The following is a 25,259-nucleotide window of genomic DNA, read 5'->3' on the forward strand; positions in this document are numbered from 1 at the left end:
TGCGTCAGGCGCCGTAGCGCTCGGCCAACAGCGCGTCGAGGGCGCGGATGGTCTGCGCCTCGCCGCCTTCCGGCCGGCCGGGGCGGGCGGAAGGATTCCAGGCATAGATGTCGAGATGCAGCCATGCCCCAGCGCGGGAGACGAAGCGCTGAAGGAACAGCGCCGCCGTGATCGAGCCGGCGAAGCCGCCGGCCGGAGCGTTGTTGAGGTCGGCGATCTTGCTGTCGAGCATCCCCGCATAAGGCTGCCACAGCGGCATGCGCCAGGAAGGATCGGCCTCCGCCGCGCCATGGCGGGCGAGGTCGGCGGCGAGGGTGTCGTCCTCGGTATAGGCCGGCGGCAGCTGCGGGCCGAGGGCGACGCGGGCGGCGCCGGTGAGGGTGGCGAAGTCGATCAGCAGTTCGGGCGCCTCCTCGTCGGCAAGGCTCAGCGCGTCGGCGAGGATGAGCCGGCCCTCGGCATCGGTGTTGCCGATCTCGACGGTAAGGCCCTTGCGCGAGGGGAAGACATCGCCGGGGCGGAAGGCCGAGCCGTCAATGGCGTTTTCCACCGCCGGCACGATGAGCCGCAGCCGTACCGGCAAGTCGCGGCCCATGATCATCTGCGCGAGGCCGATGGCGTTGGCGGCGCCGCCCATGTCCTTCTTCATCAGCAGCATGCCGCTCGACGGCTTGATGTCGAGCCCGCCCGTGTCGAAGGCGACGCCCTTGCCGACCAGCGTCACCTTGGGTGCGCCCGGGTCGCCCCAGGAGAGGTCGATGAGGCGTGGCGCCCGTGGCGAGGCGCGGCCGACGGCATGAACGAGCGGGAAATTGGCGGCGAGCAGGTCGTCGCCGGTGGTCACGTTCACCTGCGCGCCGAAGCGGGCGGCCAGCGCGCGCACCGCCGCCTCGATCTCGGCCGGGCCAAGGTCGTTGGCGGGGGTGTTGACGAGATCGCGGGTCAGGGCCACCGCCTCGGCGGTGCGGCGCAGATCGGCCTCGTCCACGCCCGCCGGCACGACAAGGCGCACATCGGTCACGGGCCTCTTGCCGTAGCGGGTGAAGCGGTAGCCGCCCAGAAGGAAGCCGAGAGCGGCAAGGCGCGGATCGGCCGGGGGGTGGGCGAGCACATAGTCGCCCGCCGGCAGCGCGGTGGCGAGCCTGCCGAAGGCCAGCGGGTCGCGCGGCGCCTCCTCGCAGCCCACCAGTACGCCGGCAATCGCCCCGTCCGCCGCGGGCAGCACGAGCACCGAGCCGGTTTCCGCCTTGAATCCGCTGGCTTCGGCGAAGGCGAGCGCCAGGGCGGGCAGGTCGCTGGCCACGGTGCGCCAGTTCTGTGGCGTCACACACCAGATCGGGCGGGGCGTGAGCGCCTCGTCGGCGTGGATCAACTGGGCGGCCATGGGGTCGTCTCCGCAAGCGCCGTCAGGCGACGGCGAGTTCAAACGCGCCGTTCTCGATGAGGTAGACCGCGCCCTGGCGGACGGGCAGTTCCACCGCCTGGCTGGGAGGCATGCCGGCAAAGGCGTGCAGCATGGCCCGCACCACCCCGCCATGCGTCACCACCACGCTGTCGCCCTGGAGTTCGCCCATGGCAGCCAGCACTCTTGTCGCGAGCTCGGTATAGCTTTCGCCACCGGGGGGGGCGAAGTTCCACGGGTCGGCATCGCGCGCGGCCAGGCTCACCGGGTCGCGCCGGCGCAGTTCCGGCCAAGTCGAGCCTTCCCAGCGGCCGAAACTGATCTCGCGCAGACGCGGGTCTCGGCGGAAAGCGTCCGGCGGCAGGCCGAGTTCGGCCCGCAGGATCGCCATAGTCTGCGCGGCGCGGATGAGCGGGCTCGCCACGAAATCGAGATGGCGCGCACCGCCGCTCAGGCGCTCGACCACGCGCGCCGTATCGGCCGCCTGTTCGCGGCCGAGATCGTTGAGCGGGATGTCGTGCGTGCCTTGCAGGCGGCCGGCGAGGTTCCAGTCGGTTTCACCGTGCCGGACGAGGAAGATGCGACGGGTCATTTGGACGGCAGGCTCACGACATGCGTGTAGCTGATGCGCTTGAAGGGATAGGAGACGCGCAGGGTCGCGGTGGCTCCCGCCGGCGCCCGCCCCTTGGCGGTGACGAGCACGCCGCCGACGGTGCGCCCCAGGCAGCGATGCGAGCCGCCGTCGACGCCGGTGGCGGTGAACTTGCCGATGCTGACGTTCAGTGTCACCCCCGGCGGGGCCGAGAGCACTTTCACCTGCGGCGCCTGCGTCATCTGGCAGAGCGAATCGGCGGAGCCGGCGGCGAACAGCACCCGACCCTGGCGATCCCCGGTGAGGAAGCCACGGCGATCGCGATCATTGCGTCCGCCGCTGGGGCTCACATAGCCGGGGAAGATCGCCCCGCCGAAGCCGAAGATGCGCTTCATCAGCGGGTATTGCTGGAAGTTCGGCGGCACGCCGCTGTCCTGCGCGTCCGGCGGCGGCACATAGGGCAGGCCGGAGAGGCCCGAGCCCGGCGGCGGATTGATGATGATGGGCCCCGACTGCGCCGCCGCCGGACCCATGCCGGCGAGGCCGAGCGTCGCGGCCGCGAGAGCGGCGAGGGCGAGCGGGCGGAAGAGCGTTTTCAGGCGGGCCTTCATCATGGCGCGTGCTCCGCTGGGGTCGACTCAATCGCGATCGAGGGTGAGGTCGGGCGCGTCGGGGTTCTTCATGCCGACAATATGGTAGCCCGCATCCACATGGTGCACCTCGCCGGTGACGGCGCGCCCGAGATCGGAGAGCAGGTACATGCCAGCGTCGCCCACCTCGTCGATGGTGACGGTGCGGCGCAGCGGGGCGTTCAGTTCGTTCCACTTCAGGATATAGCGGAAATCGCCGATGCCCGAGGCGGCCAGCGTCTTGATCGGGCCGGCGGAAATCGCGTTGACGCGGATGTTCTTCGGGCCGAGATCGGCCGCAAGATAGCGCACGCTCGCCTCAAGCGCGGCCTTGGCGACGCCCATGACATTGTAGTGCGGCATCCATTTCTCGGCGCCGTAATAGGTGAGCGTCAGCATCGAGCCGCCGTTCGCCATCAGCTTCTCGGCCCGCTGGGCGACCGCCGTGAAGCTGTAGCAGGAGATCAGCATGGTCTTGCTGAAATTCTCCGCTGTGGTGTCGATGTAGCGCCCGTCCAGCTCGTTCTTGTCCGAGAAGGCGATGGCGTGGACGAGGAAGTCCAGCCCGCCGAGCTGGCGCTCGGTCTCGGCGAAAACCGCGTCGATGGTGGTGGGATCGGTGACGTCGCAATGGCCGACGATGGCCGCATCAAGCTCGGCGGCAAGAGGCTCGACCCGCTTGCGCAGCGGCTCGCCCTGATAGGTGAGGGCGAGCTTCGCCCCCTGCGCGTGGGCCGCCTTCGCGATACCCCAGGCAATGGAGCGGTTATTCGCCACTCCCATCACCAGGCCGCGCTTGCCGCTCATCAATCCGCCCGATGCCATGCTCGTCACGATGCTCCGTACTGCTGCCCACCTTACTGGGCGCAGGTTCCTATCGCACAGCAACAGGAGCCGCTCAAGCGAGGGCTGGTGCGCGTCGGGTTCGCACGGACGGCATGGCTCAGCGTATGGCTCACGGCGTGGCCTCGCGCCGACGGCGCATCAGTTCTTCAAGTTCCGGGTCCGGCGCATCGGGAAGCATGATCCGCATGGTGGCGAGCAGGTCGCCGGCGGCGCCGTCCGCCTTGGGCAGGCCCTTGCCCCGCAAGCGGAAGGTGCGCCCCGACTGGGTGTGGGCCGGTACGGAAAGCGCCACTTCACCGCTCAGCGTCGGCACCCGCACCTTGCCGCCGAGCACGGCATCGGCCAGCGGCAGCGGCACGTCGGTGCGCAGGTCGGAGCCCTCGATGCGAAAATGCCGGTGCGGGGCATAGGCGACGACCACATAGGCATCGCCCGGCGCGCCGCCGAACGGGCTCGGCTCGCCCTGTCCCTTCAGCCGCATGCGGTGGCCTTCGGCCGCGCCGGCGGGGATCTTCACCTCGACCGCGCGTCCATTGGGCAGATGGACCTTCACCGACCCGCCCTCGACGATTCGCTCCAGCGCGACCGGCACGGTGATATCGACGTCGCCGCCGCGCGGCACCTCGCCGCCCGCGCCGCGCGCCTTGCCCCGTCCCCGCCCACCGAGGCCGCCAAGAATGTCGGCGATCACATCGTCGAAGCCGCCGGCGTCGTGGGGGCCATGGCCGGAGCGGCGCATGCCCTCGGGGCCGAAGGAAAAGCTCTCATAGGGATTCTCGCCCTGCGGACCGCGACGGAACCCGCGACTGGCCCCGCCGCCGGGAAAGCCCTCGAAGCCGCGCGGCTTGCCCTCGGCGTCGATTTCGCCCCGGTCGAACTGGCCGCGCTTTTCGACGTCCGACAAAATCTCGTGCGCCGCGTTCAGTTCGGCGAACTGCTCCTGCGCCTTCGGGCTGTCCTTGTTGGCGTCCGGGTGCAGCTTCTTGGCGAGCTTGCGAAAAGCCCGCTTGATCTCGTTCTGGTCGGCGTTGCGAGCGACGCCGAGGATGTCATAGGGATCACGCATTTATGGTGTTCTCGTCCGGCGGTTCCGGCTTCCGAGCATGTAGTGACGGTGTTGCCGCGATGCAACGGCAAGGGGCGCGGCAAGGGTCCGCAGCCGGGAGGCGCGGGAGCGGATCAGCCACGGTCGAGCAGGCGCGCCTGGTCGACCTTCCAGCCGTTCTTGCCGGCGCGGCAGGCCTCGCCCTGAAGCCAGTCCTCGCGCGTCTCGTGCACGAAGCTCATTAGAAATTCCCGGCATTTGCCGCCATCGCTGGTCTCGCCCAGCGGCGTCACCGTGCCGCGCGTGGCGCTGGCGTAGTTTTCCCACGGCACGCTGGGGGCGGCGTCCTTGTCGTGGAGCGCTTCGGCCAGCGCGGTGCGCGCGGCGGCCCAATCGTCGGGCGCGATGCCCTTGGGCGCCGGCTCGGGGGTCGGGGTCCGGTGGCCGATGGAGCCCGTCGCGAGCGTGTCGATGCCGGGTGCGGTGGAGCAGCCGCCGGCCAGCAGGGCGACAGCCAGCAAAGTGAGTGCGCAGGGTGCTGTGCGGAACGAACCCGCAGGCTTATATGAGAGGCCGGTCCTCGCCGCACCGCGCGCCATCCGCCTCCGCTGCCTGTGGAACATGCCCATGGGTCCCGTGTTCTTCCGCCTGAAGAGACCCTCATGGAAGCGCCTGAACAGTTAACATCCGGTGATTTCACCGCCTCGATGGAGCCTTTTCTCCTGTTCGAGGAATGGTTTGCCGAGGCCAAAGAGAGCGAGCCGAACGATCCCCACGCGATGGCTCTCGCCACCGTGGACGCCGATGGCCTTCCGGATGTGCGGATGGTGCTGCTGAACCAGCGGGACGCACGCGGCTTCGTGTTCTTCACCAATACGGGCAGCGCCAAGGGCCGCGAACTTGCCGCCGTGCCCAAGGCGGCGGCGGTGTTCCACTGGAAGTCGCTGCGCCGGCAGGTGCGGGTCCGGGGCGCGGTAGAAACGGTGAGCGACGCTGAAGCCGACGCCTATTTCGCCTCGCGCCCGCGCCTGTCGCAGATCGGCGCCTGGGCGAGCCAGCAGTCGCGGCCCATGGGGGGCCGGTTCGCGCTGGAGGCGGCGGTGGCGAAAGTCACGGCGCAATACGCGCTGGGGGCCGTGCCGCGGCCGGCGCACTGGACGGGCTTCCGCATCCGCCCGGTCCAGATTGAATTCTGGCACGACCGGCCGTTCCGCCTGCATGACCGTGTCGTCTTCGCACGCGAGAATGCCGACATGACCGACTGGACCAAGACCCGCCTTTTCCCGTGAGCGGCCCTTTCGTCCGAATGGCCTTTTCCCTGAGTGGCTTTGTCCCTGACACCGCCCCGTCGCTGAGCTAAACATCGCCCATGAACAACCAGCCCCGCCGCACCCTCCTGCTCACCGGCGCCTCGCGCGGCATCGGCCATGCCACCGTCAAGCGCTTCTCCGCCGCCGGGTGGCGGGTGATCACCTGCTCGCGTCACGCTTTTCCCGAAAACTGTCCGTGGGAAATGGGGCCCGAGGATCATATCCAGGTCGACCTTTCCGACCCCGTGGACACGCTGCGCGCGGTCGACGAGATCAAAAACCGGCTGGCCAATGGCGAACTGCACGCGCTGGTGAACAATGCCGGCATTTCGCCCAAGGGGGCGGGGGGCGCCCGGCTTGGCACGCTCAACACGCCGGAGGAAGACTGGCGGCGGGTGTTCCAGGTGAATTTCTTCGCCCCGATCCTGCTGGCGCGCGGCCTGCTGGAGGAACTGAAGCGCACCCATGGCGCGGTGGTGAACGTCACCTCCATCGCCGGCTCGCGCGTGCATCCCTTCGCGGGGGCGGCCTATGCGACGTCGAAATCGGCGTTGGCCGGGCTCACCCGCGAGATGGCGGCGGACTTCGGCCGGCTGGGCGTGCGGGTGAACGCCATCGCGCCCGGTGAGATCGACACCTCGATCCTCTCGCCGGGCACGGAAAAGATCGTCGAGCAGATCCCGATGCAGCGGCTCGGCACGCCCGACGAGGTGGCGAAGATCATCTATGTGCTGTGCACCGACACCTCGTCCTATCTGAACGGGGCGGAAATCCACATCAATGGCGGCCAGCACGTCTGAGGCGGGCGGGGATGCCCGGCCCAAGGCCGGGCATGACGTCGCGACCTTGGCCGCCCGCGCGACGGCTCGCGCTACAGCCAGCGCTTCCACTTGAAGAACAGATAGGGCCCAATGGCGGCCGCCAGCATGGCGATGAGGGCGAGCGGGTAGCCCCAGCGCTCATCGAGTTCCGGCATGTTCTGGAAGTTCATGCCGTAGACCGAGGCGATCAGCGTCGGGGGCATGAACACCACCGAGAGCACCGCGAAGATCTTGATGATGTTGTTCTGCTCGATGCTGACCATGCCGAGCGTGGCGTCGAGTAGGAAGGTGATCTTGTTGCCGAGATAGGACACATGGTCGGTCAGCGAGGCCACATCGCGCTGCATGCTTTTCAGCAGCGCGCGCTGGTCCTTGTCGAATCGCTGCGCCTCGCCCTCGGTGGACAGGAAGGTGACGAGCCGCCCCATGGAGACGAGGCTCTCGCGCACCTTGGAGGCGAGGTCGCCGCGCCGGCCCAGTAGCTTGAGGATGGTGCGGAACCGACGGCTGTCGCCCGAGCGCTCCGCTTCGCCGGCAAAGATTTGCTGTGAATCGGTATCGATATCGGCGGCCAGCCGCTCGATGATGTCGGCGGCCCGGTCGATGATGGTGTCGAGCAGAATCAGTAGAAGCCGTTCACCCCGCGTGCCCGGCGGGCAGGCGCGATCGAGCTTGGCCACGACCAGGCGGAAGGGCATGGGCTCGTCATAGCGCACGGTGGTGAGGCGGTTGCCTGCGAGGATGAAGGATATCTCGGCCAGGGCCGGTCGCTCGCCCTCGCTGTTGCAGACGATGGCGCCGGTCATGTAGCGGGCGCCATTCTCCACCCGCAGGCGGCTGGAGGGCTCGATCTCGACCATTTCCTCGCGCGTCGGCACTGAAATTCCGAGCGCGGACTCGATGATCCTGTCCTCGCCGTCGCCGGGGCGGAACAGGTCGACCCAGACGGCATCGGCAGGAATGTCGTCCACGGTCTGCACGGGAATCGGGGCAAGCAGCCCCTCTCGGATGCGATAGGCAGTGATCATGGCCCCTCCGGCAGTGTCGCGCCGGCGCCGACCATGCTCTGGATCGCAGGCGGATTCCAGACGGGCGCCCGCCTGATGCCTTTTGCGGTCGGGTGGAACCACCCGACCGGCAGGAGAATGCCAGGGCGCAGGGCTGCGCCGTTGCTGTCGTCCGAGCGCGAATCGGGCACGCCTATTCCGATCCGGGCGCGCACAAGCACGGCACCCGGTGAGGAGCGGTTCGTCGTTCAGCGGCTCGGGGGAGAAGAGGCGGCGTCAGGCCGCGAAATATTCCACGTCACGAAGCGTGATGATTTTGGCTTCCGTATCGTCGGTCCGCGCCGCGCCCGGAACGGGGGCATCGGATACCGTCTTCTTGGAGGAGGCGTAGCGGGCGGCGGCGGCCACCGCGGAAATGCCGATCTCGCGCCAATGGGCGCTCTGCTCTGCGCTGTCCCAGCGTTCGCTCGGGCGGCTCTCGGTCGCACGGCTCTGTTGGGCCGGGCTTTCGTCGTCGGTAGACATGATATTCTCCAGGTTGGACCATCCCGTTGCGGGTGGTTGCCGACGAAGTGGGCGTCGACTGCGTCAAAAATATGCAAAGTCGGGGTCCGAGATAAGGCCTCTCGCGGCTTAGCCAGCCCTTCGCCGGCTTTTTCGACCTCTTCCAACGGAACTGATGTTTTTACGCAACAACTTATGGCGACGAACCCGTGTCGGTCATGTGGCCCCTTCAAGGCGGCGCCCACATGGGCTAATCGACGGGTAGCGAGCGATTTGACGCGCACGGCGCGCGTGGCGGGATTCGGAGCTTTGGAAATGATTTTGCGCGGGGCTGCGGTTGTCCTGTTGGCGGTTCTTCTGGGTGCGTGCAGCAATGCACAGCGGCAGGCGGCACCCGAGGCGTCGTTGACGCCCCGGGACAAGAAGCTGCTGGCCGGTGCGCCGTACAAGAAGATTCAGCCGCCGGAAATGTATCTGCGGGCGATTGTCGATTATGCCGGCACCGAGAAGCCGGGCACGATCGTCGTCGATACGGATCGGAAGTACCTTTACCTGGTCGAAGGCAACGGCAAGGCCATTCGGTACGGCGTGACGGTCGGCGAGGAAGGCCTGGCGTTCAAGGGCGAGGCCAAGGTCGGTCGCAAGGCCGAATGGCCGACCTGGACGCCGACCCCCGAGATCAAGCAGCGCTTGGCCGGCATTCCCGACTTTGTCGGCCCCGGCCCGCACAACCCGATGGGCGCGCGCGCGCTGTACCTGTTCCAGGGCAACAAGGACACGCTGTTCCGCATCCACGGCACCAACCAGCCGGAATACATCGGTCAGGCGATTTCCTCGGGCTGCATCCGCATGCTCAACGAGGACGTGATCGACCTCTACACCCGCGTTCCCCAGGGGGCGAACGTCGTCGTCCTCTGACGCCGGCGACACGGTTCATAAGCAAAAGGGCGCTGCCGCTGGCAGCGCCCTTTTTTGTTTGGGCGGATGGTCTCTTGTCGTCCCTGTCTATCGCGCAGCATCATCCCGGCTCGCCGCTTGCGCAGCGGCCGGGTGCTGGGGGTGACAACGGGAAGGGCTGCTGCCCGCCTCACGCCGCCAGCAGGTTTTCGCGCACGGCATAGTCCAGCGTCTTGTCGAGCGCCCGGGTGAGGCGGTCGAACAGTTCGTCGATCTCCGCCGGGGAAATGACCAGCGGCGGGCAGATGGTGACGGCGTCGCCGAAGACGTTGCGCAGGATCAGCCCTTCCTGCTGGCAGAAGGCTACGCACTTGGCCGCCATGCCGAGCTTGGGATCGAACTGGTGCTTGGTCTTCTTGTCCGCCACCAACTCGATGCCGGCCACCAGTCCCTTGCCGCGCGCCTCGCCCACCAGCGGGTGGTCTTCCAGCGCGGCGCGGCGGGCGTCGAACTGCGGGATCTTCGCCCGCACCCGCTCGAAGATGCGCTCGCGCTCGTAGATTTCCAGCGTCTTCACCGCCACGGCGGCCGCCACCGGATGACCGGAATAGGTGTAGCCATGGCCGAAATTGCCGAGCTTGCTGCTCTCGGTGAGCATGGCCTCGTACATCAACTCCGGAATCATCACCGCGCCGATCGGCTGGTAGGCGGAGGAGAGCGCCTTGGCGATGGAGATCGAATCGGGCTGCATCTCCATCGCTTCGCTGCCGAAGGCAGTGCCCAGGCGGCCGAAGCCGGTGATGACCTCGTCGCCGATGAAGAACACGTCGTACTTCTTCAGCACCGCCTGAATCTTCGGATAATAGGTTTTGGGCGGGACGATGACCCCTCCGGCGCCCATTACCGGCTCGGCGATGAAGGCGGCGACCGTCTCCGGCCCCTCGGCGATGATGAGGGCTTCAAGATCGGCGGCGAGGCGGGTGGCGAACTCTTCCTCGCTCTCGCCCGCTTCCGCCAGCCGGTAATAATGCGGGCAGGTGGTGTGCCGCACGCCGGCGATGGGCAGGTCGAAATCATTGTGGTTGCCGGCAAGCCCGGTAAGCGAAGCGGAGGCAATGGTCACGCCGTGATAGGCGCGCATGCGGGAGATGATCTTCTTCTTCTTCGGTCGGCCGAGCGCATTGTTCATGTACCAGACGAGTTTCATCTGGGTGTCGTTGGCCTCCGAGCCGGAATTGGTGAAGAACACCTTGGAGATGGGCACCGGGGCCATCTCCTTCAACTTTTCCGCCAGTTCGATCGCGGGGTCGTGGCTCTTGCCGCCGAATATGTGGGTGAAGGGCAGCTTGCGCATCTGCGTCGCCGCCGCGTCGACCAGTTCCTCGTTATTGTAGCCCAGCGCCGTGCACCAGAGACCGGCCATGCCTTCGAGATAGGGCTTGCCGTCGACATCGTGCACCCACACGCCCTGGCCGCGTTCGAGGATCAATGGCCCGGTCTCGCGGATCGCCACGAGATTGGTATAGGGGTGGACGAGTGTCTCGACGTCGCGAGCCTGAAGATTAGTAAGCATGGCAGCTACTCCGCCGGCCGGGTGGAACCGGGGCCACCCTAAAGCGCCTGCGGGCGCGCCGGAAGCGCGTCCTTGGTCGGAGCCGCTTTCCTATTGACTTGTGCCGGGATTTTCGGCGCCGGAAGCGGCCCCCGGAGCCGGATGATCGTCCCGGCTCGATCCTTCCGTTGCGTCATTCTCCGCCGGCATGTCCGGCTTTTTCGGCGGGCTCGGGGCCTTGGCCTTGGCGTCCGCGACGGCCCATTGGCAGAGCACCGCCCCGCTGCGCCGGACCGCCCGGTCCACATGCAGGTGCCGCTCGTGATAGCCGTCCGAGCCGGGGCCGAGAATGGTGGTGAACTCGGCGCAGGCACTGGCCTTCAACTGTTCCTGGAAGGCGACCGGCATCGCCTGGTCGGAACTGCCCGCCGACGGCACACCGATGACGAAGCGCCGGCCGTCCTTCAGTACATAGCCGCCCGTGTCGATGGCGTTGCCCTTGCCGTGCTCGCTGATCTTGGCGCCGGGCACGCGGTTGCGCGGCCGGCACTGCTGCGAGGCGGCGACCATCACCTTGTCGAGCGGCGCGCCGAGCGTGGCGATGGCGGGCTCGATATCGTTGCGCACCCAGCGGGCGACGGCGGCGGCCATCTCGCAGCGGAGCGTCGCTGCGGGCTCCAGTGTCACCAGCCGTCCATCCTTCATCCGCACGGCGGAAAGGCTGACGCCCCGATCGACCGTGCAGGCTGTGTTGGTCGCCGTGACCGCGACGGGGGTGAAAACGCCGAGATTATCGTTCGAGAGTTCCGGGCAGATCGTCGGGACGGCGATGCGGCCCTCCGGCTCGCTCGCGGGAGGCGGGGGCGTGGGGGCGGAGTGCGGCACCGGCGGCAGGGCGGCCAGTTCGCGCTCCGGCCCGGGTGTGGGAAGCGGGACCAGGGCCTCGGCAGCGGGTTCTGCCGGGGCTTCCATGCGTGCCGGGGCCTCGTTGCGTGCCTGCGCTGCGGGCTCCTCGTCAGGCTTGGCCGAGCTTTCGGGGGGCGGCGAGGCGGCGACGGCCGGCTCCGTCGGCGGCGTCGGGCGCGGCTCCGCTGGCGAGGCCGGCGGTGCCAGCGTCACGGGCGCGGAGACGTCGGTGTCTGCGGGGGCGCTCCCGGCCTCCGTCACGTCGCGGGGCGCGGGGGAGGGGATGTCCGCCGCCGTGCTCGCCGCCGCCGGCGCACCCACATCCTGCGGGCGGGGACGCGGCAACGGAACGCTGGCGTTCACCTTCGGCTTGGTCGAGGCCTTGCGCCGTGCCGGCTTATCCGGCGCCACGCCCAGCCACTCGCCCAGCTGGCGGTTGACCGCCGTGCCGGCCGCGTCGATCGACTGTTTCAGCTCCTGCACCGGCTCTGCGGAAAGCGGGAGAGTTCCCGCCGCCAGAAAGGCAAGGCCGGCCATGAGGCCTGCACCGAGATGCGGGCGGACCGCCGACAAACGCGCGCGGGGAAAACGGGGGCCGGATGGGAGCCGGTGAAAATCCATGCTATCAGGCCTCCAATGCCGGCTTACACGCCCGGACGAACCGGATTGCGACAGACAGTGAACGCGCCACGCGCCATTCTGTTCGACAAGGATGGTACTCTTGTCGACTTCGACCACACCTGGGGACCTGCCGCCGGTGCGGTGATGCGGCGTCTGGCGGGAGACGAGGGCGAGACGCTGGAACGGCTGTTCCACGCCAGCCACTATGTCGCCAATGAGCGGCGCTTCCTGCAGACCTCGCCGCTGATCGCCGGTTCCTCGCGCCAATATGGCCCGCTCTGGGCGGAAATTCTGGCGCGTGCGGCCGATACGGCCTTCTACCATGAGGTGGATGTGCTCTTCCGCGAGGAAGGGGAGCGTTTTCTCACGCCCATCGGCCGACCGGCGGAAACGCTGGCGCAACTGCACGCCCTCGGCCTGCCGCTCGGCATTGCCACCAATGACGCGGAGCCAAATGCGCGCCTGCAGGCCGACCGTCTCGGCCTCTCGCCCTATCTGAGCGCGGTCTATGGCCATGATTCCGGCTATGGCTCGAAGCCGGCGCCGGGGATGGTGGACGCCTTTGCCGTTCTCACCGGCCTTCCCCCGTCGGCCATCGCGCTGGTGGGCGACACGCGGCATGATCTTGAAACCGCCCGGGCCGCCGGCGCGATGGCGGTACTCGTGCGGTGCGGCCCCGCGCCGGTGGACGCCTTCGCCCATGAAGCCGACCTCGTCGTCGACACGGTGGAGGAACTCGCCGCGTTGATCCTCGGCGCGGCGCGGGCCAAGGCCGCCGTGGCGTGAGGCGAGCGGGGGAGATCCAGCAATGATCCGCCGACGGCTTTACATTGAGGAGCGGATGTCGCGGCTCGCGGTCTGGAGCCTGCGCACCGCCATCTTCGCCTTTCCGGTGACGTTCATCGGGGCGGTGCTTTACGCGACGGAGACGCTCGATTTCCGCAGCGCGCTCTTCACCGTGCTGGCCGGGGTGGGCGTGTCGGCACTGGCGCTGGTGCTGGCGCTGGCGGGCTTCGTGGTGATCTGGAACGAGGGGCTGAAGGGGCTGTGGCGCGTCATCGGTGCCGCGGCGCTGGCGCTGGTGCTGATCATGCCGACGGCGACACTCGCCGCCTTCGGCATGGGCGTGCGCAACCTGCCCGATGTGACCACCGACACGCTGGACCCGCCGGACTTCGTCACCCTCAGTGCCGTTCGCTCGCGCGCCGCCAACAGCTTGCTCTATCCGGGCGAGAAACTGGCCGGGGTGCAGCTCGATCTCTATCCCGGCCTCAAGCCGATGACCTTCGACACGCCGCCGGACGAGATATTCCGGGGGCTTCTGGCGCTGGCCAAGCGCCATAAATGGCTGATTGTCGATGCGGTGCCCCCGCGCGGGGACCGCGATGGCCGGGTCGAGGCGGTGGCGCGCAGCCTGCCCTTTGGGCTGCGCGACGATCTGGTGATTCGCGTCCGCCCGATTGCGACCGGCACGCGGGTCGACATGCGCTCGACGGCGCGCAGCGGCGATGCCGATTTCGGCTCCAATGCACGGCGGATTTCCCAGCTCTTCGCCGAGCTCGCCGACCAGCAGGGCCGCCCGCTGCGCCGCTGAGGCGGCTCAGGGCAGGCGGTAGAGGCCGGTGAGCATCGCCGGGCCCTGCGTGAGCACGTCGCCGCGCTCCACCAGATCTTCCAGATGCGCCAGCGTGGAGAGCCCCGCCGCACCGGCAAGGCGCGGGTCGAGGCCGAAATAGATCGCCCGCACGATGTCCGGTATCGAGCGCGGCCCGCGTTCCAGCGCCCGCAGGATGGCCGTTTCGCGCGCTTGGCGGTGGCGCAGGAACCGCTCCACGAAGGCCGGCCCCTGCGCGATCACGCCGCCATGGCCGGGAAAATACAGCGCCTCCGGCCGCTCCCCGAGCCGGCGGAGCGATTCCATGTAGTCGTTCATCGAGCCGTCTGGCGGTGCCACCACGGTGGTGGACCAGCCCATCACATGGTCGCCCACGAAGATGGCGCCTTCCTGCGCCAGCACGAAGGCCATGTGGTTGGCGGTATGGCCGGGGGTTGCCAATGCCTCAAGCGCCCATCCCGCGCCCTCCACCTGGGCGCCGTCGGCAAGCGCGACGTCCGGCAGGAACGCGCGGTCGCCGGCCGAATCGAGCGTGTTGACCTCCTGCGCATGCAGCGGGCGGGCGGCGCGGTGGGGGCCTTCGGCATAGGTGGGCGCGCCCGTTGCCGCCTGCAGCGCCGCCAACGCGCCGCTATGGTCGCGGTGGGTGTGGGTGAGGATGAGGTGCGTCACCTTCTCGCCGCGCACCGCCGCCAGCACGGCGGCGACATGCGAGGCGTCGTCCGGTCCCGGGTCGATGATCGCGACCTCGCCGCGCCCGACGATGTAGGTGCAGGTGCCGGTAAAGGTGAACGGTCCCGGATTGGGGGCCAGCACCCGGCGCACACCCGGCGCGACCTCCTCGGCAATGCCCGCCACGGCGTCGAAGCGCCGCTCGAAAGGAATGTCTTCCGCCATCAAGTGCCTCCCGCCGTCAAAGCCCCGTCCGCCAGCTATGACCCGTTTGCGCGCCGGCTCCGGCACGTTTATTCAGCTATTGCGCGGCCTGCCTATCGCAAGGATGAGGGATGGACAAACTGCTCGACGGCTATCGCCGCTTTCGCGCCACCGCGTGGCCGGAACGCAAGGCGCTTTTTGAACAACTGGCATCTCTGGGGCAGAAGCCGCAGACGCTGGTCATCGCCTGTTCTGACAGCCGCGTCGATCCGACGACGATCTTCGACGCGGGGCCGGGCGAGCTTTTCGTCGTGCGCAACGTGGCCAATCTGGTGCCGCCCTACACCATCCCCGATCACCTGCACCACGGCACCAGCGCGGCCATCGAGTTTGCCGTGCGGGTCCTTGAGGTGCGTGAAATCGTGGTGCTCGGCCATGCGCTGTGCGGCGGTGCGGGCGCGCTTGTCGACGGCGCTCCGCCGCAGGCGCAGGACTTCCTGCCCGACTGGATCCGCATCGGCGGCCCGGCGCGTGATATCGCGCTCAAGCTCAGCGACGATCCCGCCGAGCGACGGACCATTCTCGAATACCAGTGCGTCAAGCTCTCGCTGCGCAATCTCGAAACCTTCCCCTGGATACGCGAGAGGATCGAGGACGGCCGGCTCACCTTGCAGGGCGCCTATTTCGCCGTGGCGACCGGCGTGCTCGAACGGCTGCGCCCGGACGGGACCTTCACCCCGGCCTAATACTTTCGGCCCATCGGCATGGAACCCGGCTGGCTCGCCACGCGTTTCGCGGATGGCCGGGTTGTTCCGACCTTCAGTTACGGCGGGAGGATATGCCATGGGACTGCTGTCGAAAGATATCCGGTCACTCGATGACCTCCTCGTCCAGGGCCTGGGCGAGCTTCTCTATACCGAGCGCCGGATTGCCAAGACGCTGGCGATTATGGCCGGCAAGACGTCGGACATGGCCTTGAGCCGGGCGCTGGAGGCGTGCGCGAGCGCCGGCACTGCCAATGTTGCCCAGATCGAGCAAGTTTGTCGTCGGCGCGATTGCCGGCCGCAGGTGGCGGAAAGCCCGGCCATAGACGGCATCTTCATCAGTGCGGAGGAACTCTCCGGCGAGATCGACGATTGCCGCGTGCTCGACACGGCCGTTGCGGGGGCCGTGCAGTCAGCCGCAGCCTATACATCGGGGCGTTATGCCACACTGATGAGCTTGCTCGACGCTGTCGGCCGCACCGATTGTGCGCGGCTGCTGCAGGTCGGGCTGGTCCACCACCAGCGGACAGCGGAGAGCATGCGCCAACTGGCCGAGAAGCGCCTGAATCCCCGTGCGCTCGGGAAAGGCGAACACGGGGCGATGGTCGTGGCGATCGCCAGCTGAGGGCCTGCGGCTGGCCGTCTATGCACCGACCTGCCGGCACGCCTCGGCGAGCCGGTCCGGATCGGCGGCGAGCGCCTCGACCGCGACCCAGCGATTCCAGTCTGCGGCCAGACTCCAGCCGGCCCGGCCGACATAGGCCAAGGGCAACCGGTAATGAAACACGGCGCGGGGCTTCACCTTGCCGCGAATGCGCGGGCCGACCTGCTCGGGAAACAGCTGCAGGAAAAGCGGCAGCAGATCGAGCGAACGCTTGCGCGTCGGATTGGCCGCCAGATAGTCGGCGCAGAGTTCCGCGAGGTCGGGGCGGTAGGCGGACGATAGTGTGCGCCTGACATAGCTCGTGGGATAGGGCGGCGGCGCGTGGAAGCGCATCAGCGCGCTGGGCAGGCTCTCTGCCCGTATGCGGGGCTCCAGCAATAGATAGGCCTGCAGCAGTCGCAGCAGCGTGGCTGCATCGGTCGCCACGGGCATGATGTTGAAGTGCAGGCCGAGAGAATCGGTCAGGATCGCCCCTTCGCCGCCCGCCCCCGCCTCGCGCAGCGCCTGCGTGACGATATCGAGCTCGCCGAGCCGTTCCGGGTCCAGTGGCCCGGTAATCATCTCGCGCGGCACGAAGGGTTGCACTGCGGCCCCGAGCCAAGAGGCAAGCGGAGGCCCCAGCGAGCGTCCCGGCCCGTCGCGCCGGGGGTGGACATGGCGCATGTCCAACTCGACGCCGATATCGCCGAGCCGCGAGCGCGCGAGCCGGAAGGCGTAGGGGTCCTCTTCCTCGACCGTGCCGCCAAGCACGTCCTGCAGGCATTCCGCCGCCTTGCGTTCGGACAGATGGACGAACTCGATCTCGACGCCGACGAGCCGCCGGCGACCGTCCAGGGTCAATGGCGACGGCAACGGGTGAAAAGGCGTAGAGGGCGCGCTCACGCGAGGAACCGAGGGGGCTGCTTCATCTGCCGGATATGGGGAGGGCGCGCGCCTTGTCCAGACAGTACGCGCGCCGCCGCCACCGCCCCGAGGGGCGGTGGGTCGTCTCGGCAGAAACGTGGATAGTCTCGGGAAAGTGTGGTCGGAGTGGCAGGATTTGAACCTGCGACCCCCTCGTCCCGAACGAGGTGCGCTACCAGGCTGCGCTACACTCCGCCGCGGCGCGAGCCTCTAGCATGCGAATGAGCCGGCCGGCAAGGGGCCTGCCGCCACTTGCGCAGCGATCGGTGGATAAGCTGCCTGTGGCCCGCGCAAGCGTCGAGGTTGAAAGCGGCGGCAAGCTGTGGCTATCTCCGCGCCCACGGAACGCGGCCGGCCCGGCCGCGACCCGTTGGGGCGTCGCCAAGCGGTAAGGCAGGGGATTTTGATTCCCCCATGCGGAGGTTCGAATCCTCCCGCCCCAGCCATTTTCTCCTTCTTTCAAGAAAGCGAGCCTCCTCTGGGCTCCGGCCCGGCATGGGGGTCTTCACCTCCAACACCCGTCCACCTGTCAGGCAGGTCTCCGGGGTGCCGCGCGAGACGGCGGCAGAGCGTCCCGGACGGCAGTGGCCGGCGTTCCCCCGGCGGGCCCGAGCGTGCTAGAAAAAGGGCTGCGGATTCTCCTATCGACGGGCCTTTCCAGTGCGCATTCATCTCGTCAATCCGAACACCACCCGCTCCATGACCGAGAAAATCGCGGCGGCGGCGCGGGCGGTGGCGGCGCCGGGGACGGAGATTGTCGAGGCGACGTCGACCATGGGGCCGGCGTCGATCGAAGGTCATTACGACGATGCCCTCGCCTTGCCCGGCCTGCTGGCGGCCATTGCGCAGGCCGAGGCCCTGGGCGTCAATGCCCACATCATCGCCTGTTTCGACGATACCGGGCTGGACGCGGCCCGCAGCCTCGCCCGCGCCCCGGTGGTCGGCATCGGCGAGGCTGGGTTCCATTTCGCCAGCCTCATTGCCCATCGCTTCAGCGTGGTGACGACACTGTCGTGCTCCGTGCCCGTCATCGAGGCCAATCTCCTGCGCTCGGGGCTCGACCGGCGCTGCGCCCGTGTGCGGGCCTCGGAGGTGGCGGTGCTGGAGCTGGAGGACGTGGGCTCGGATGCGCGGGCCCGCATCTCGAATGAGATCGGCCGCGCCGTGCGCGAGGACCGGGCGGAGGCCATCGTGCTCGGCTGCGCCGGCATGGCGGATCTCGCCCGCGCACTGGGCGAGACGCATGGCGTGCCGGTGATCGACGGCGTGGCGAGCGCGGTGGCGCTGGCCGAGGGGCTCGTGCGGGTCGGGCTCGCGACCTCCAAGAGCGGGGCCTATGCCGCGCCGCGCGCCAAGGCCTATAGCGGGCGGCTGGCCGATTTCGCGCCTTCCGGCGGCTGAGCCGCCTCAGCCGAGCTTGCGCAGCAGCCGCACCGCCTGCTCGCGTTCGGTGGGGGTGAGCGGTTCGAGCGTCGCGGCGGAGATTTCCCCAGCGACAAGAACAGCAGCGTCGGCAACTTCACGGCCACGAACGGACAGGTCGACGGCGCGGCGGCGGCGATCGAGGGGGTCGTCGCCGATGACCAGCAGGTCGCGCGCCTGCAGCCGGTCGACGACGCCCTTGATGGTGGCGGCGTCGAGATGGACCAGCCGGCCCAGGTGGTTCTGCGAGCAGGGGCCGATTTCGCGCAGCCGGGCCAGGGTGGCGAATTGCGGCGGCGTCAATCCCTCGATCATGCGCGCGGCGAAAAGGGCGGTGTGGCGCTGACTGGCGACGCGCATGAGAAAGCCGACCTGGTCGTCGAGCCGATAGGCGGCGTCGCCCCCGGCGCTGCGTCCGCTCCCGGCGCCGCCCGGCTGGTCCGGACCGCCCCTGTTCATGACCGCCATCCCCCCCAGTACCACCAGGCTAACAGAGCACAGCGCGGCCGGCTCGCAAATGCAAATTGTCAGAGCGTCGGTGCCGTCGACGGCGACAGGGGTGCGCCCGGCGAAACGTCCGCTGCCAGCGTGGCCATCGGGCCGTGCCCGCGCAGTTCCCCCTGCTCGATCCGGTATGCCCGGTCGCAGATCGCCGCGCACAGATCCGAACTCTGTTCGGAGATCAGCAGGGAAAGGCCGCCCGCCTTCAGCCGGACGAGGGCGCGGGTCATGTGCTCGACGATGATCGGCGCCACGCCTTCCGAGGGCTCGTCCAGCAGCAGCAACGTCGGGTTGCCGACGAGGGCGCGGGCCACCGCCAGCATCTGCTGCTCGCCGCCGGACATCTGTCCGCCGAGGCGGGCGCGCATGTCGGCGAGCTGGGGGAAGAGGTCGAACACCGCGTCCATCGACCAGCCCGGCAAGCTCGCGCCGGGCGGGCGCGGGCGGCGGCCGAGATCGAGATTTTCCCGCACGGTGAGCTCGGCAAAGATGCGGCGATCCTCCGGCACATAGCCGACGCCGAGGCGGGCGATGGCATGGGTCGGCAGGGCCGAGAGGTCGGCGCCCCGCAGGGTCAGCCGGCGCGCCTTGCGCCGGACAAGGCCGATGATCGCCTTCATCGTCGTCGATTTGCCGGCGCCGTTGCGGCCGACCAGTGCGACGGCCTCGCCCGCTGCGACCTGAAGCGACAGGCCGAACAGGATCTGCGCCTCGCCATACCAGGCGTCGAGGCCTTCGATCTGAAGCAAGGGAGTGGTGGTGCTCATGGTGTCTGGCTCAGGGTGATGGAGGCGCCGCCGAGATAGACCGCGCGCACCGCCGGATCGTCGCGCACCGCCTCGACGCTGCCGTCGGCGATGAGCCGGCCGCGCGCCAGCACCACTACCCGGTCGGCATGGCCGAAGACCACGTCCATCGCATGCTCGGTGAACAGCACGGCGAGGCCGCGCGCGCGGGTGAGCTGGCGCACCAGCGCGATCATCGCCTGCCGCTCGTCTGACGACATGCCGGCCGTGGGTTCGTCCATCAGCAGCAATGCGGGATCGCCGGCCAGCGCCATGGCGAGTTCCAGCCGCTTCACGTCGCCATAGGCGAGGGTGGCGGCGGGTCGCGCGGCAAACGCCGCCAAGCCGGTCTGCTCCAGTAAGGCGAGCGCGTCCCCGTGCCCCCTGTGGCGCGCTGCCGTCCACAGCCCGAAGACCTGCCCGCGCGCGGCGATGAGCGCCATCTGCACATTCTCCAGCACCGTCATCGAGGCGAAGACGGTGGCGACCTGGAAGGTGCGCCCCACCCCCAGCCGGGCGATGTGGCGCGGTGCAAGGCCGGTGATATCGCGCCCGGCGAGGCGGACGCGGCCGGAATCGGGGCGGATCTGGCCGTTGACGATGTTGAAGCAGGTGGATTTGCCGGCGCCGTTCGGGCCGATGAGGGCCAGCAACTCGCCGCGCGCGATCGAAAAGCTCACGCCGTCGAGCGCGTGCACGCCGCCATAATGCTTGGTCAGGGCCGAGACTTCCAGCACGGGTGAACTCATGAGGTGCGCCTCATCCGGCGCAGCCCGCCGGCGAGGCCGGACGGGAACAGCAACACGATGGCGAGAATCAGCAGGCCGAGCAGGCCGCGCCAATAGGGGCTCTCGCGCATCACCATGTCCTGCAGCAGGGTGAGCCCGCCGGCGCCGATGAGCGGTCCCATCAGGCTGTGCACGCCGCCCAGAAGCACCATCACCAGCCCGTCGATGGAGCGGCCGACCGAAATCGCTTCCGGCGAGATCGAGCCCTTGGCGAAGGCGAACAGCCCGCCCGCCGCGCCGCACAGCAGGCCGGCCAGCGCGAAGGCAAGCCAGCGCACCTTTTCCACCGCGATACCGGAGGCTTCTGCCCGCAGGCGTGAATCCCGGGAGGCGCGCAAGGCGAGGCCGAAGGGGGAGAACACCAGCCGGCGGATCAGCACCACTCCGATCACCGTGATCGCCAGCGCGGCGAGATAGAGCCCGTTGGCGCTGTCGAAGGGCGGGTCGGGCCAGACCCCGAACAGCCCGTTCGAGCCGCCTGTGACCTCTTCCGATTGATGCGCGATCGACCACACGATCTGCGCGAAAGCCAGTGTGAGCATGGCGAAATAGACGCCCTCCAGCCGCACGCAGAACCAGCCGAAAAGCATCGCCCCGGCAGCGGCCGTTGCGATTCCGACGGCGAGGGCGAGCGGTGTCGGCAGGCCGAGCACGGTCGCGGCATAGGCGGTGCCATAGGCACCGAGGCCGAAATAGGCGGCGTGGCCGAAGGAGGCGAGGCCGCCCGGACCCATGAGAAGGTGCAGCGAGGCGGCGAACAGCGCGGCGATCAGCATGTCGAGCGCCAGCACCGGCGCGTAGCTGATGAAGGCGCCCAGCAGCGGCACGCCGGCGAAAAACACGAGCACCGCCAGCGCGATCAGGCGGCCCCGTCGGTCCAGCGGCATCAGCGGCGCCTCGGCTTCCCCGCGCCGGGCCTGCACCGGCTGCGGCCGGCCGAACAGGCCATGCGGGCGGACCACAAGCACCACCGCCATGACGAGGAACTCCGCCACCAGGGTCAGCCGCGACATGTTGAAGGCATAGCCGCCGATTTCCACCAGACCGAGCGCGGTGCACAACGCTTTCACTTCCGCCACCAGCAGGGCCGCGAGATAGGCCCCGCGGATCGAGCCCATGCCGCCGACCACGACGACCACGAACGCGTCGCCCAGCACGGAGAGGTCGAGCGCGAGATTGGCCGGCTCGCGCGCCATCTGCAGCGCGCCGCCGAAGCCGGCAATGCCGGTGCCGAGCGCAAACACGGCGGTGAACAGCGCTGCCTCGTTGATGCCCAGCGCGGCAACCATTTCCCGGTCCTGCGTCGCGGCCCGCACCAGCCGGCCGAAGCGGGTGCGCGTCAGGATGAGGTGCAGCGCGAGCAGCACGAGAGGGCCGATCACGGCGAGGAAGATGTCGTATTCCGGCAGCCGCCGACCGAGCAACTCCACCGAGCCCGACAGCCCCGGCGCGCGCGGCCCGAGAATATCCTCCGGCCCCCAGAAATAAAGGGCCGCGTCGTTGATGATGAGCAGCAGGGCGAAAGTGGCGAGCAGCTGGTAGAGCTCGGGCGCGGCATAGATACGCCGCAGCAGCACGATTTCGACCAGCGCGCCGAGCGCCGCCGTCACCAGCGCGGCACCGAAAATGCCGCCCCAGAAACCCAACGCGCCGCCGAACACCTCGCCCAGCAGCGGGGCCAGCGTGACCGCGAGGTAGAGCCCCAGCATGTAGAAGGAGCCGTGCGCCATGTTCACGATGCGGGTGACGCCGAAGATGATCGACAGTCCCGCCGCGACAAGGAACAGGCCGGAGGCCGAGGCGAAGCCGTTGACCGCCTGAAACAGCAGCGATTCAAACGACATCGCGACTTCCTGCTTTCCGTTCGCCGCCGCGTGCCGGGCTCAGTCCGCCGCCGGGCGCAGCTTTGCCGCCTCGGCGTCGGAGGGCAGCACGCTGGCACCCTCGACATAGACGGGATCGACCATGACCCCCCGCCCGTCCTTCACCGCCAGCGTGCCGACAAAGGCGCCGAGCGTCGCCTGGTGGTCGCTGGCGCGGTAGACGAACGGGCCCAAGGGCCCATCCACCTCCAGGCCCTCGAAGGCGTCCACCAGCTTCTCCGTCTGCGTGCTGCCGGCTTTGGCGATGCCGGCGGCAAGCGACTTGATGGTGGCGTAGCCGACGATGGAGCCGAGGCGCGGATAATCGTCATAGGCGGCGCGATAGGCGTCGAGGAATTTCTGGTGCTCGGGAATCGTGATCGCGTACCAGGGGTAGCCGGTGACGACCCAGCCGGTCGGCGCCTCTTCCTTCAGCGGGTCGAGATATTCCGGCTCCCCCGACAGAAGGCTGACGACGAACGTGCCTTCCAGCGCGCGGCGGGTATTGGCCTCGCGCACGAAGCGGGCGAGGTCGGCGGCGAACAGCACGTTGAACACGGCATCGGGCTTGGCGTCGGCGATGGCCTGCGCCACCGGGCCGGCGTCGATCTTGCCGAGGGGGGTGGCCTGCTCGGCGACGAATTCGACATCCGGCTGCGCCGCCTTGAGCAGCCGCTTGAAGGTCTCGGCGGCGGACTGGCCATACTCGTAATTGGGATAGACGATGGCCCAGCGCTTGCGGTTGGCCTTCACCGCCTCCGGCATCAGCATCGCCACCTGCATGTAGGTGGAGGGGCGCAGGCGGAAGGTGTAGCGGTTGCCGTCCGACCAGGTGAGCTTGTCGGTCAGCGGCTCGGCGGCAAGGAAGAACACTTTGCGCCGCTTGGCGAGCTCCGACACCGCCAGCCCGACATGGGAGAGGAAGGTGCCGGTGAGAAGGTCGACCTTGTCGCGCGTCAGCAATTCGGTGGCGACGCGCACCGCGTCTCCGGGATTGCCGCCATCGTCGCGCGAGACGAGTTCGAGAGGGCGCCCGATGACGCCGCCGCTAGCGTTGATCTCCTTCAGCGCCAGCTCCATGCCCTTGCGATAGGGATCGAGAAAGGCGGCCTGTGCCTTGTAGCTGTTGAGCTCGCCGATGCGGATCGGCTCGGCCGCGCCCGCCGGGGCGGTGAAAGCCGGCAGGGCGAGGGCGGCAGCGAGGGCTGCGGCGGTGAACAGGGCCGCGCGCAGGCGCTGGGTCGGGCGCATCGCAGAACTCCGGGTGGATCGACGCAAGGGGCATCGTGGGGGACGATTCCGCGCCTAAACTATCGTCTTGCGGCGCAGGGTCCAGCCCTGCGCCAACGGCGGGCTCACGGCCCGATCTCGACTTCCGCCTCCCGCACCTTGCGGCGCCCCGAGGCGAGGAGCGCGCCGCCGGCGATGAGGGCGGCACCCGCCAGCGTGCTCGGCGCCGGGATCTCGTTGAAGGCGAACAGGCCGATGGCGAGCGCCCAGACGAAGGCGGTGTACTCGAACACGCCGAGCCGGCTGGCATCTGCCCGCGCATAGGCCCACGCCATGCACAGATGGCCCGCCGTACCGAGCAGGCCGATGCCGCAGAACAGCAGCAGCGCGGCCCCGGTCGGCGGGGTCCATTGCAGCACGGCGAGCGGGGACACCAGCACGCAGGAGAAAACGTTCTGCAGCAGCACGATGGTCGGGGCGGGGTCGCGCGCCGCCCGGCTCTTCAGCGTCACCATGGCGAGCGCATAGGTCACGGCCGCCACCAGCGCGGCGGCGATGCCCGGCCCGCTGGCGAGGCTGCCGCCGGCGCTCACATCCAGTTCGTTCCACAGCACCACCAGCACGCCGGCAAAGCCGAGCCCGAGGGCGAGGAGAATGGACCGGCCCGGCCGCTCGCCAAGGAAAAGCGCGGCGAACAGGGCGATGAACAAGGGCGAGGTGAAGGACAGCGCCAGCGCTACGGCGAGTTGCAGCACGGAGAGCGAATAAAAGAAGGTGACGGCGGTGATCGACACCAGCACCGAGCGCCACAGATGCGGGCGCAGCGTCGCGCCGGCGGGTAGCGGCGTGCGGGTGGCAAAGAACACCGCTGCGGCCGCCAGCGACCCGAACGCATAGCGCAGCATCGCGATCTGGCCGGCGCCATGCTCCATGGTGACGTATTTGATCATGCCATCCATGATCGACAGCAGGCCGATCGCCGTGATGGTGACGAGCGCGGGGCCGGCGAGGCGGTGGCCGCGCCTGAGGAAGGGGACCATGGGGGTTCAGCCTTGCGGGTGGCCGGCGGCCCCGAGGGGCAGGCGGTAGAGATATTCCCAGGTGGCGGAAAGGTCGTGGCACTCCCGCGCTGGCCCCTCGCGGGTGAAGCCGCAGCGCTCATAAAAGCGGTGCGCGTCGGCGAAGCGGGTGTCCGTCCACAACCGGATTTCCGGGGCGCCGGCGGCGCGGGCCGCGTCGAGCGCGGTGTCGAACAGTGCGCGGGCGACGCCGCGCCGGCGGGCGGCCTGCGCCACATAAACCTTGAAGATCTCCAGCCCTCCCGCGGGGGCATCCTCGTCCTTGGCCGGCGCCAGCGCCATGGAGCCGATCACGCTGTCGTCCGCCTCGGCGACCCAGATGGTGCCGCCGCGCGCGGAAAAATGGCTGGCGATGGCGTCGAGTTCGGGGAATTCGGCGGCGCGGTCGAACACGCAGCCCTCATATTCGGAAAAGGCGGCGGCGATCAGCGCGGCGATGGCATCGCCATCCGCGTCTGTTGCCGGCCGGATCGGGATATTGGTCACGTCGGTCACTCCCGCCCGGCGGTCCATTTTCTCACCGGGAAGGCTGGGAGAGTTCGACGGCGGGGCGCGGGCGGACTATGTTCGGCTGGTCTTCTGGCGTAAAGACCATTCATTATGCCCGATACATGGATCTGAAATGGCAGGCTCGCGCT

At 68.8% G+C, this 25,259-nt stretch carries 27 protein-coding genes and 2 tRNA genes; 9 read left to right on the forward strand and 20 right to left on the reverse strand.

The window, feature by feature from the left end:
• Positions 1-4: 4 nt before the first annotated feature.
• The 6 genes from EV667_RS03970 to EV667_RS03995 form a co-directional block, all read right to left on the reverse strand.
• Positions 5-1,384, reverse strand: coding sequence for a leucyl aminopeptidase family protein (locus EV667_RS03970; RefSeq protein ID WP_131833997.1), 1,380 nt, complete (start codon positions 1,382-1,384; stop codon positions 5-7).
• A 22-nt stretch (positions 1,385-1,406) separates the two neighbouring features.
• Complete coding sequence (locus EV667_RS03975) at positions 1,407-1,994, reverse strand: histidine phosphatase family protein (RefSeq protein ID WP_131833998.1); 588 nt, start codon at positions 1,992-1,994, stop codon at positions 1,407-1,409.
• Positions 1,991-2,608 (reverse strand): hypothetical protein, encoded by a 618-nt coding sequence (locus tag EV667_RS03980; protein ID WP_131833999.1) that lies wholly within the window; start codon positions 2,606-2,608, stop codon positions 1,991-1,993. Before EV667_RS03980 ends, EV667_RS03975 begins: the two co-directional genes overlap by 4 nt.
• A 24-nt stretch (positions 2,609-2,632) precedes the next feature.
• The gene (gene fabI, locus EV667_RS03985; protein ID WP_207907711.1) at positions 2,633-3,448 is read right to left on the reverse strand and encodes an enoyl-ACP reductase FabI; all 816 of its coding nucleotides are present in this window, start codon (positions 3,446-3,448) and stop codon (positions 2,633-2,635) included.
• Between the two features lie 130 nt (positions 3,449-3,578).
• Positions 3,579-4,535 carry a DnaJ C-terminal domain-containing protein gene (locus EV667_RS03990; protein ID WP_131834000.1) on the reverse strand — a complete coding sequence of 319 codons (957 nt, stop codon included), beginning with the start codon at positions 4,533-4,535 and terminating at the stop codon, positions 3,579-3,581.
• Positions 4,536-4,648: 113 nt separating this feature from the next.
• The gene (locus EV667_RS03995; protein ID WP_131834001.1) at positions 4,649-5,035 is read right to left on the reverse strand and encodes an RT0821/Lpp0805 family surface protein; all 387 of its coding nucleotides are present in this window, start codon (positions 5,033-5,035) and stop codon (positions 4,649-4,651) included.
• Between the two features lie 141 nt (positions 5,036-5,176).
• Between EV667_RS03995 and pdxH the strand changes: the two genes are divergently transcribed.
• A complete protein-coding gene (gene pdxH, locus EV667_RS04000; RefSeq protein ID WP_131834002.1) occupies positions 5,177-5,803 on the forward strand; it encodes a pyridoxamine 5'-phosphate oxidase in 627 nt (208 codons plus the stop codon).
• An 80-nt stretch (positions 5,804-5,883) separates the two neighbouring features.
• Positions 5,884-6,624 carry an SDR family NAD(P)-dependent oxidoreductase gene (locus EV667_RS04005; RefSeq protein WP_131834003.1) on the forward strand — a complete coding sequence of 247 codons (741 nt, stop codon included), beginning with the start codon at positions 5,884-5,886 and terminating at the stop codon, positions 6,622-6,624.
• Between the two features lie 71 nt (positions 6,625-6,695).
• On the opposite strand, the gene EV667_RS04010 is transcribed toward EV667_RS04005, so the two are convergent.
• Complete coding sequence (locus EV667_RS04010) at positions 6,696-7,673, reverse strand: magnesium transporter CorA family protein (protein WP_131834004.1); 978 nt, start codon at positions 7,671-7,673, stop codon at positions 6,696-6,698.
• A gap of 255 nt (positions 7,674-7,928) precedes the next feature.
• Positions 7,929-8,177, reverse strand: a complete 249-nt coding sequence (locus tag EV667_RS04015) for a hypothetical protein (RefSeq protein ID WP_131834005.1) — start codon at positions 8,175-8,177, stop codon at positions 7,929-7,931.
• Positions 8,178-8,471: 294 nt separating this feature from the next.
• Between EV667_RS04015 and EV667_RS04020 the strand changes: the two genes are divergently transcribed.
• A complete protein-coding gene (locus EV667_RS04020; RefSeq protein ID WP_245516070.1) occupies positions 8,472-9,074 on the forward strand; it encodes a L,D-transpeptidase in 603 nt (200 codons plus the stop codon).
• A gap of 169 nt (positions 9,075-9,243) precedes the next feature.
• Here the strand turns inward: EV667_RS04020 and EV667_RS04025 are convergent, their stop codons facing one another.
• Together EV667_RS04025 and EV667_RS04030 are read right to left on the reverse strand one after the other, a co-directional pair.
• Complete coding sequence (locus EV667_RS04025) at positions 9,244-10,626, reverse strand: aminotransferase (RefSeq protein WP_131834006.1); 1,383 nt, start codon at positions 10,624-10,626, stop codon at positions 9,244-9,246.
• Between the two features lie 90 nt (positions 10,627-10,716).
• Positions 10,717-12,048 (reverse strand): extensin family protein, encoded by a 1,332-nt coding sequence (locus EV667_RS04030; RefSeq protein ID WP_245515958.1) that lies wholly within the window; start codon positions 12,046-12,048, stop codon positions 10,717-10,719.
• A 141-nt stretch (positions 12,049-12,189) separates the two neighbouring features.
• Here EV667_RS04030 and EV667_RS04035 point away from each other — a divergent pair, with 141 nt between their 5' ends.
• Positions 12,190-12,918, forward strand: coding sequence for an HAD family hydrolase (locus EV667_RS04035; protein WP_131834008.1), 729 nt, complete (start codon positions 12,190-12,192; stop codon positions 12,916-12,918).
• A gap of 22 nt (positions 12,919-12,940) precedes the next feature.
• Entirely contained in the window at positions 12,941-13,726 is a 786-nt protein-coding gene (locus tag EV667_RS04040; protein WP_131834009.1) for a DUF1499 domain-containing protein, read from the forward strand.
• Between the two features lie 6 nt (positions 13,727-13,732).
• Here the strand turns inward: EV667_RS04040 and EV667_RS04045 are convergent, their stop codons facing one another.
• Entirely contained in the window at positions 13,733-14,644 is a 912-nt protein-coding gene (locus EV667_RS04045; RefSeq protein WP_131834010.1) for an MBL fold metallo-hydrolase, read from the reverse strand.
• A gap of 110 nt (positions 14,645-14,754) precedes the next feature.
• Between EV667_RS04045 and EV667_RS04050 the strand changes: the two genes are divergently transcribed.
• Both EV667_RS04050 and EV667_RS04055 read left to right on the forward strand, forming a co-directional pair.
• The gene (locus EV667_RS04050; protein WP_131834011.1) at positions 14,755-15,369 is read left to right on the forward strand and encodes a carbonic anhydrase; all 615 of its coding nucleotides are present in this window, start codon (positions 14,755-14,757) and stop codon (positions 15,367-15,369) included.
• 97 nt (positions 15,370-15,466) lie between these two features.
• Positions 15,467-16,012, forward strand: coding sequence for a YciE/YciF ferroxidase family protein (locus tag EV667_RS04055; protein WP_131834012.1), 546 nt, complete (start codon positions 15,467-15,469; stop codon positions 16,010-16,012).
• Positions 16,013-16,030: 18 nt separating this feature from the next.
• Here EV667_RS04055 and EV667_RS04060 read toward each other — a convergent pair whose 3' ends face one another.
• A complete protein-coding gene (locus EV667_RS04060) occupies positions 16,031-16,933 on the reverse strand; it encodes an amidoligase family protein (RefSeq protein WP_165901546.1) in 903 nt (300 codons plus the stop codon).
• A 139-nt stretch (positions 16,934-17,072) separates the two neighbouring features.
• Positions 17,073-17,149: transfer RNA gene (locus tag EV667_RS04065), tRNA-Pro, on the reverse strand.
• 176 nt (positions 17,150-17,325) lie between these two features.
• Between EV667_RS04065 and EV667_RS04070 the strand changes: the two genes are divergently transcribed.
• Positions 17,326-17,400, forward strand: a tRNA-Gln gene (locus tag EV667_RS04070).
• A gap of 214 nt (positions 17,401-17,614) precedes the next feature.
• Positions 17,615-18,355, forward strand: coding sequence for an aspartate/glutamate racemase family protein (locus EV667_RS04075; protein ID WP_131834014.1), 741 nt, complete (start codon positions 17,615-17,617; stop codon positions 18,353-18,355).
• Positions 18,356-18,361: 6 nt separating this feature from the next.
• On the opposite strand, the gene EV667_RS04080 is transcribed toward EV667_RS04075, so the two are convergent.
• The 7 genes from EV667_RS04080 to EV667_RS04110 all read right to left on the reverse strand — a co-directional run bounded on the left by EV667_RS04080 (position 18,362) and on the right by EV667_RS04110 (position 25,107).
• Entirely contained in the window at positions 18,362-18,835 is a 474-nt protein-coding gene (locus tag EV667_RS04080) for a MarR family winged helix-turn-helix transcriptional regulator (RefSeq protein ID WP_131834015.1), read from the reverse strand.
• A gap of 68 nt (positions 18,836-18,903) precedes the next feature.
• Positions 18,904-19,644: an ABC transporter ATP-binding protein gene (locus tag EV667_RS04085; RefSeq protein WP_131834016.1), complete on the reverse strand. Its 741-nt coding sequence runs from the start codon at positions 19,642-19,644 to the stop codon at positions 18,904-18,906.
• The gene (locus tag EV667_RS04090; protein WP_131834017.1) at positions 19,641-20,411 is read right to left on the reverse strand and encodes an ABC transporter ATP-binding protein; all 771 of its coding nucleotides are present in this window, start codon (positions 20,409-20,411) and stop codon (positions 19,641-19,643) included. Before EV667_RS04090 ends, EV667_RS04085 begins: the two co-directional genes overlap by 4 nt.
• Positions 20,408-22,294 carry an ABC transporter permease gene (locus EV667_RS04095; RefSeq protein ID WP_207907667.1) on the reverse strand — a complete coding sequence of 629 codons (1,887 nt, stop codon included), beginning with the start codon at positions 22,292-22,294 and terminating at the stop codon, positions 20,408-20,410. The genes EV667_RS04090 and EV667_RS04095 overlap by 4 nt, the downstream gene beginning before the upstream one ends.
• A gap of 39 nt (positions 22,295-22,333) precedes the next feature.
• The gene (locus tag EV667_RS04100; RefSeq protein WP_131834018.1) at positions 22,334-23,563 is read right to left on the reverse strand and encodes an ABC transporter substrate-binding protein; all 1,230 of its coding nucleotides are present in this window, start codon (positions 23,561-23,563) and stop codon (positions 22,334-22,336) included.
• Between the two features lie 104 nt (positions 23,564-23,667).
• A complete protein-coding gene (locus tag EV667_RS04105) occupies positions 23,668-24,582 on the reverse strand; it encodes a DMT family transporter (RefSeq protein ID WP_131834019.1) in 915 nt (304 codons plus the stop codon).
• Between the two features lie 6 nt (positions 24,583-24,588).
• Entirely contained in the window at positions 24,589-25,107 is a 519-nt protein-coding gene (locus EV667_RS04110; protein ID WP_131834020.1) for a GNAT family N-acetyltransferase, read from the reverse strand.
• Between the last annotated feature and the right edge of the window lie 152 nt (positions 25,108-25,259).

Origin of the sequence: Ancylobacter aquaticus, assembly GCF_004339465.1 — a bacterium.
GTDB classification, from domain to species: Bacteria; Pseudomonadota; Alphaproteobacteria; order Rhizobiales; family Xanthobacteraceae; genus Ancylobacter; species Ancylobacter aquaticus.

Bases quoted from the DNA above. Each gene is read 5' to 3' on its own strand.
- EV667_RS04080 (WP_131834015.1), bottom strand. From the start codon at position 18,835: ATGAACAGGGGCGGTCCGGACCAGCCGGGCGGCGCCGGGAGCGGACGC.
- EV667_RS04005 (WP_131834003.1), top strand. From the start codon at position 5,884: ATGAACAACCAGCCCCGCCGCACCCTCCTGCTCACCGGCGCCTCGCGC.
- EV667_RS03970 (WP_131833997.1), bottom strand. From the start codon at position 1,384: ATGGCCGCCCAGTTGATCCACGCCGACGAGGCGCTCACGCCCCGCCCG.
- EV667_RS04095 (WP_207907667.1), bottom strand. From the start codon at position 22,294: ATGTCGTTTGAATCGCTGCTGTTTCAGGCGGTCAACGGCTTCGCCTCG.
- pdxH (WP_131834002.1), top strand. From the start codon at position 5,177: ATGGAAGCGCCTGAACAGTTAACATCCGGTGATTTCACCGCCTCGATG.
- EV667_RS04090 (WP_131834017.1), bottom strand. From the start codon at position 20,411: ATGAGTTCACCCGTGCTGGAAGTCTCGGCCCTGACCAAGCATTATGGC.
- EV667_RS04045 (WP_131834010.1), bottom strand. From the start codon at position 14,644: ATGGCGGAAGACATTCCTTTCGAGCGGCGCTTCGACGCCGTGGCGGGC.
- EV667_RS04085 (WP_131834016.1), bottom strand. From the start codon at position 19,644: ATGAGCACCACCACTCCCTTGCTTCAGATCGAAGGCCTCGACGCCTGG.
- EV667_RS03980 (WP_131833999.1), bottom strand. From the start codon at position 2,608: ATGATGAAGGCCCGCCTGAAAACGCTCTTCCGCCCGCTCGCCCTCGCC.
- EV667_RS03990 (WP_131834000.1), bottom strand. From the start codon at position 4,535: ATGCGTGATCCCTATGACATCCTCGGCGTCGCTCGCAACGCCGACCAG.
- EV667_RS04105 (WP_131834019.1), bottom strand. From the start codon at position 24,582: ATGGTCCCCTTCCTCAGGCGCGGCCACCGCCTCGCCGGCCCCGCGCTC.
- EV667_RS04100 (WP_131834018.1), bottom strand. From the start codon at position 23,563: ATGCGCCCGACCCAGCGCCTGCGCGCGGCCCTGTTCACCGCCGCAGCC.
- EV667_RS04025 (WP_131834006.1), bottom strand. From the start codon at position 10,626: ATGCTTACTAATCTTCAGGCTCGCGACGTCGAGACACTCGTCCACCCC.
- EV667_RS04020 (WP_245516070.1), top strand. From the start codon at position 8,472: ATGATTTTGCGCGGGGCTGCGGTTGTCCTGTTGGCGGTTCTTCTGGGT.
- EV667_RS04050 (WP_131834011.1), top strand. From the start codon at position 14,755: ATGGACAAACTGCTCGACGGCTATCGCCGCTTTCGCGCCACCGCGTGG.
- EV667_RS04010 (WP_131834004.1), bottom strand. From the start codon at position 7,673: ATGATCACTGCCTATCGCATCCGAGAGGGGCTGCTTGCCCCGATTCCC.
- EV667_RS04015 (WP_131834005.1), bottom strand. From the start codon at position 8,177: ATGTCTACCGACGACGAAAGCCCGGCCCAACAGAGCCGTGCGACCGAG.
- EV667_RS04030 (WP_245515958.1), bottom strand. From the start codon at position 12,048: ATGGCCGGCCTTGCCTTTCTGGCGGCGGGAACTCTCCCGCTTTCCGCA.
- EV667_RS04040 (WP_131834009.1), top strand. From the start codon at position 12,941: ATGATCCGCCGACGGCTTTACATTGAGGAGCGGATGTCGCGGCTCGCG.
- fabI (WP_207907711.1), bottom strand. From the start codon at position 3,448: ATGGCATCGGGCGGATTGATGAGCGGCAAGCGCGGCCTGGTGATGGGA.
- EV667_RS04055 (WP_131834012.1), top strand. From the start codon at position 15,467: ATGGGACTGCTGTCGAAAGATATCCGGTCACTCGATGACCTCCTCGTC.
- EV667_RS03975 (WP_131833998.1), bottom strand. From the start codon at position 1,994: ATGACCCGTCGCATCTTCCTCGTCCGGCACGGTGAAACCGACTGGAAC.